This is a genomic window from Tychonema sp. LEGE 06208 (genome assembly GCF_015207505.1).
In the GTDB taxonomy this organism is placed as follows: Bacteria; Cyanobacteriota; Cyanobacteriia; order Cyanobacteriales; family Microcoleaceae; genus Microcoleus.
Genome location: NZ_JADEWT010000078.1, coordinates 24,738 through 30,772 on the forward strand (window position 1 = coordinate 24,738; position 6,035 = coordinate 30,772).

Below are 6,035 nucleotides of genomic sequence, written 5' to 3' on the forward strand. Positions count from 1 at the left end.
TTTCAGGTATAGCAACCGCTTAATTTAAATTGTGTAGCCTGTCTTTGATTTTTGTGCGAGTCCCCAATGCAGACTGACAGCGTTCCCAATAAATTTTAGCCGCGCGATCGGCCTGATTCTGACGCCAACACTCGGAAAACAGCCGCGCCGCTTCAGCCACATTCCCTTCCAAGTAAATTGCCCTCGCTTCTGCAAACAATTCCAGCGTAGCTAACTTGCCCGCTTTGATTTCTGGCGTGTCGGCATCAAACACCTCATAAATCGTCACCGCTTCAGATTTTCCCTTGACTTTTACCGTGTCGAGAGTGCGGATTGCATACTGAGATGGATTTTTCAGGCGCGAATAAGTTGGCTGGGTAATTAACAGCGACACCCCATAATTTTTTGTCAAACTTTCCACGCGAGAAGCTAAATTAACGGCATCGCTGATTACTGTCCCATCCATGCGATTTTGTCCTCCCACCGTTCCCAGCATCAAAGAACCCGTATTAATTCCAATCCCAATCTGAATCGGGGCACAGCCTGAATTAGCGCAGTATTGATTGTATTCAACGAGACGGTGCAGCATAGAAATTCCCGCTTTCACCGCATTATCCGCCTCACCGCTAAACAGCGCCATAATCGCATCGCCAATATATTTATCAATAAACCCCTTATTTTCATTAATCACGGGTTCCATGCGAGAAAGATAGGAATTGATAAATTTGAAATTATTCTCCGGTGTCATAGTTTCCGAAAGTGTGGTAAAATCGCGAATATCTGAAAACAACACCGACATTTCTAACTGCACTTGGTCGCCCAATTCCACATCAATGATGCTGGATTTCTTGAGAAACTGGAGGAATTGATGGGGGACGAAGCGCTCGTAAGCTTTGTTGAGTTGAGCCAGCCTGCTTTCATTTTCGCGGACTTCTGTATAGAGTTTAGAATTTTGAATCGAGATAGCCGCTTGTCCAGATAATACTTTTAATAGTTCCACTCTTTCGGGCGTAAAAGCTCCGGCGGTCAGATTGTTTTCTAGGTAAACAATACTGACGATTTGAGATCGATCGATCAGCGGCACGCATAAAATTGATTTGGGCTGATGCTTTTGAATGTAGGGGTCGTTGGTAAATTGTCCCGATCGCACAGCATCATCTAGTACCATACTTTCTTGAGTGCGGGACACATAATTGACAATCGCAGAAGAAAGTTCTTGACAATTATCAACAGGGATTGAGTGCAGCACCGTGACTTGTTCGTCATCGATTGCCCCTTCAGCTTCAATTAACAGTTGTCCCTGGCTTGACAAAATCAGATAGCCTCTTTGCGCCCCTGCATTTTCCATCAAAATTTTCATCAAGCTAGACAGTAGTTTATCCAGCAATATTTCGCCGGAAATCGCCCCAGAAGCCTTCATCACTGCGCTGATATCTAGGTGATTCCCCGAACCAGTCGTTGTCATTGCTACGGTAGTTTGAGTGTTTTTTCTTCCCGATTGAGTTACAATGAATAATTGGGGATATCGCGTTTCTAAATCTATTACCTTAGCAGTTGCTCCCCATTCAACATAACAATAGTACGCCTCAAATATGTAGGCTTGAGCAATTTTTGTTTTGCCCCATTCGCCGTAGAATTTTGCTGCGAGTTCGTTTGCCAGGGCTTCGTCATTAACATATTTGTTTTCTTGGGCTCCAGAAATTGCGCGATCGTACATTTCAATCGCCTCGGCCTTATTGCCCAACACCCGTTGCCGTTCTGCTTCAACTAAGTGCCATTTATGCAGATAATTCATCGGAGCATTTTTCGCCCACTGTTGCAGCGTGCTTTGATGGGTTTCCACTAAGCCAAGAATTTCAGTTTGCTTCGTTTCTGGCTGTGCGGAAAAAAGTGCCAGGTGCGTCAGGGCAGCATAAAAATGAAAAATTGGCACAAAAGTCGATCCAGATACTCCCATCAAATACTGTTGGACTTGGGTAATATGGTCTAGGGCCGCCGTGTAATTGCCATAGCAGTAAGCAAGCAGCAGTTTGTAGATACAGGCACAGGCGATCGCCGTAAATTCATTATCCTGATAGTGCTTGGGAATCATCACCGTTTCATCATAGGCAGATCCTATTAACAAATCCTGCCGAGTATGGGTTTCCCTCAAGTTTTGCACCGTCTGCTGAATCATATCCAAATAAACCCGCGCAGAATATTGTTTCAACTGCGCCATTACCGCCCTGAAACTTGCTATTTCTGCTTCCCAAGTATCTAGTTCTACACCAGCGAATAAATAAGTATAAAAACAAATATATATGTTGTAGCCAGCGTCTACAAAATCGCCCGTTTCCATACCCAACCTATAGCCCTCTTTCAGCGTCGGTATCGTTGCCAAAAGAGATTCTTGGCGGTGCTGAATCCAACCGCCAAACAAAAGCAGAACTGTGGACTTGAATTCGGGTACATTCAACCTATCCAGCAATGAGAGTGCCAATTGCCCAAAAACATAACCCGTTTTTACCTCTCCCAAAAAGGCACATAACACCATCCCGTGCATCGCATAACCCACTGTCGATGCGGGCGCATTCCCAAAAGAGAGCGATAAACTCACCATCGTGGAGCTCAGCAGGGGCAGCAAACCGGGCATTCCCTGGAAAATGGGTGGAAACAACATACCAGACAGTTGCATAGCTGCCTGAGTCTCTGGATTTGTCATCACAGGTAAGTCAACCAATTCCTCAATTTTTCTGCCGCTTAGTTGCCCCGCAAGGGCTTGCAGCGCTTTGCCAATCTTGACTTCATCAGGTTCGGCAGGGAGTTCAATCCCCAATTGTAAGAGTGCCTCTCTTGCTACTGCGATCGTTTCTAAAACCTTACTCTGGGCTGTCTTAGCGGCAATTTTAATTTCGTAAATTTTAACTCGATCTAAAATTGTTTGGGCTTCTTGCAAAACCACTGCTACCCTCTGTTCCATACCATCAAAGTCACCATTCAAATAGGCAATTTCAGCAGCAGCAACATAAAGATTTAGCACCAATTCATATTGAGTTTGCCAGCATTCAGGTGTCAGTAGCTCAATTCCCGTTTGTAGATAGATATTTGCCGCAGCGTAGGCGGTAGAATTTCTGGCCTTGCGTCCAGCTTCTAAGTTGAGTTGGGCTAAGGCTGAGCGTTCACTTAATCGATTGATTAACTCAATTCCTTGATTTAAATGCCCCACAATATCAAAGATTTTTTCTTCTATTTCTATCTCGGAAGAACTTTGTAGCAGCAACCGGCCAATTTTCAGATGAGTGGCTTGTTTTTGGTCGTCGGGAATCAATGAATAAGCCGCTTGCTGGACGCGATCGTGCAGGAACTTATAAGTGGGATTAGCAACAGACTGATTTGGGGATTGAGCATCTGCTTGAATGAAGTTATAGCCTTCTGAAATCACTAAAATGAGTCCTTCTTGCAAGGCTTTCCACAGCGCTAATTCCGTTTGTTCTGGTAATTCTTCGCTGACTATTGCCAATGTCTCTAAATCAAACTGCGCCCCAATGCAGGCGGCAAGTTTGAGAACATCCTGAGTTTCGGCAGGCAACTTCTGCAATTGCGCCGCCATAAACTCCACCACATCCGAGGTGCCGGCAAATTTAACTTGATTAATATCGCACTGCCACCCCCCTTGACTGCCCCCCTTACTAAGAGAGGATTGAGGGGGGTTAAAAATAATTTGACCATCTTCATGCAACGCCTTGAGGAATTGAGTCGAGAAAAAGGGATTACCTTGGGTTTTTTGATAAACCAATTCTGTCAAAGGTTGAGCTAAAGATAAATCGCAAATCAGCGTATCTGCTACCAACTGATTGAGATCTGCTAAACGCAATTGTTGCAGCGTAATCGTATTCACCGTGGCCCCAGACTTCACAATCTCATCCACCGCCAACATAAACGGATGAGCAGGTGATACCTCATTATCCCGATAAGCACCCAATACCAAGAGATGTCCCGTATCCTCCATCAATAGTTGTAGCAATTTCAGTGATGCCGAATCCGCCCACTGCAAATCGTCCAGAAACATCACTAAGGGATGTTCAGCAGTAGTAAATACTTGCACAAATTTCTGCATCAGCAGATTGAAGCGATTTTGGGCGGCACTCCCCGACAATTCTAGTGCAGGATTTTGAGCGCCAATGATGCGTTCTAATTCAGGAATTACGTCAATCAAGACTTGCCCGCTCTCGCCTACTGCTGTGAGGATCAGGGTTTTCCATCTGTCTAACTGAGCGTCACTTTCTGATAATAATTGTCCCATCAATTCCCGAAATGCTTGCACAAATGCACTGAACGGGATATTGCGCTGGAACTGGTCGTATTTGCCTTTGATGAAATAACCGCGCTGTCGGGCGATCGGCTTGTGGACTTCGTTCACGACTGCGGTTTTACCAATTCCAGAGGAGCCAGCGACTAGCATCATTTCGGCAGTAGCATTACCAACTCTTTCAAAGGCGGCTAATAGCTCGAAAACTTCTGTTTCTCTGCCGTATAATTTTTCGGGAATCAGGAAATTATCTGTAATATCATGCGTTCCCAAGTCAAATTCTTCTATGCTATCGTTTTCTTGTAATGTAACCTGACATATTTCTAAATCGTGCTTGAGACCCACTGCTGTTTGATAGCGGTTTTCGGCATTCTTCGCCATCAATTTACTGACTATTTGGGAGATAATTAGGGGAATTTCTGGCTCGATTTCGTGCAGGGGAATTGGCTGTCTGGCAATGTGGCAGTGAACCAACTCTAAAGCATCTTCTGTCTCGAAAGGCAGTTTTCCACTCAGCAATTCGTAGAAGGTGACACCGAGGGAGTAAAAGTCCGTGCGGTAATCGATAGAGCGATTCATCCTGCCTGTTTGTTCCGGCGAGATGTAAGCGAGGGTGCCTTCTAAAATGCTGGGGTTTTTCAGGGTTGGCATTTCTCGCGTTAGCTGAGTGGAAATACCAAAGTCGATAATTTTGAGCTGCCCCGTTTCCGGGTTATAAACAATATTTGAGGGGTTAATATCTTTGTGGATGATGTTGGCCCTGTGAATTTGCCCTAAAGTTTCAGTAGTGGCGATCGCCAGGAGCAGAAACTCCTTGAGGCTAAACTTTCGCCGCAGCATCCATATTTTCAAGGATTCCCCGCCAAAGTCCTCCACAAAAATCACGAGGCTGTTTTGGTATTTTTGCAAATCATAGACTCGCACGACTCCCGCCTCTTTCAGCTCTCGGGTAATGCGATATTCAGTGCGGTAGCGCAGCAATTCTTGAGGTGTGGGGTAGCTCTCTTTGAGAAGTTTGAGGATGAGCGGTTGGCGATCGGCTTCCCGAATGGCCCGGTAAACCAGAGAGTTAGCACTTTCATAGAGCAGTGTCTGGACGGCAACGCCTGGAATCGAGAGCATATTGATTTTTCTGCTAAAAATTAACGCTAAGTCACAACGCACCAGCTTTCTGTAAATAATAGCGCGTTAGAAACGAAAAAAATAGGGTTTTTTAACTCCTGTTTAGTTTTTCGGCATCTCTTGGCTTTCAATCGCTCGTTTCTGTCGGCTTTACCAACCACTTCGCTGCTAACCGAACCGCAAATTCAAGTAATGCCACGCGCTGCGGGGAAAATACAAAATGGAAAAACAGACTGCCAATCATTAAAATCCTCGGAAAATTGCCGTGCTAAGTAATATCAAATCCTCTATTCATCGGAATAGTAAATTCGATTTCACTGTTGACGGTTGACAGTGAACAGTCAACAGTCAACAGTCAACCGTCAACAGTCAACAGTAAGCAGTAAACAGTAAGCAGTAAGCAGTAAACAGTGAACAGTCAACAGTAAACAGTCAACAGTAAACAGTAAACAGTCAACATAATTCCGGTTTAACCGGAAATGATCTAATAGAAGAACAGGAATATTAATATCTTTTCACCACGGACTTCCAATCATCACAAAAGCCGACCAATAATAAGGATGCGACAACTTCAAATCAGCAAACCCCTGCAAAGATTGCGGCAACTCCACCCCCTCGCCCCGACTCGAACCCCGCAACTTCCCGC

At 44.9% G+C, this 6,035-nt stretch carries 1 protein-coding gene; it reads right to left on the minus strand.

Features of this window, described 5'->3' with window-relative positions:
- Positions 1 to 19: 19 nt before the first annotated feature.
- Positions 20 to 5,389, minus strand: a complete 5,370-nt coding sequence (locus IQ263_RS19375) for an AAA family ATPase (protein ID WP_194069400.1) — start codon at positions 5,387 to 5,389, stop codon at positions 20 to 22.
- Positions 5,390 to 6,035 lie beyond the last annotated feature (646 nt).

Coding starts and splice junctions, on each gene's coding strand:
- IQ263_RS19375 (WP_194069400.1), bottom strand. CDS start 5,389: ATGCTCTCGATTCCAGGCGTTGCCGTCCAGACACTGCTCTATGAAAGT.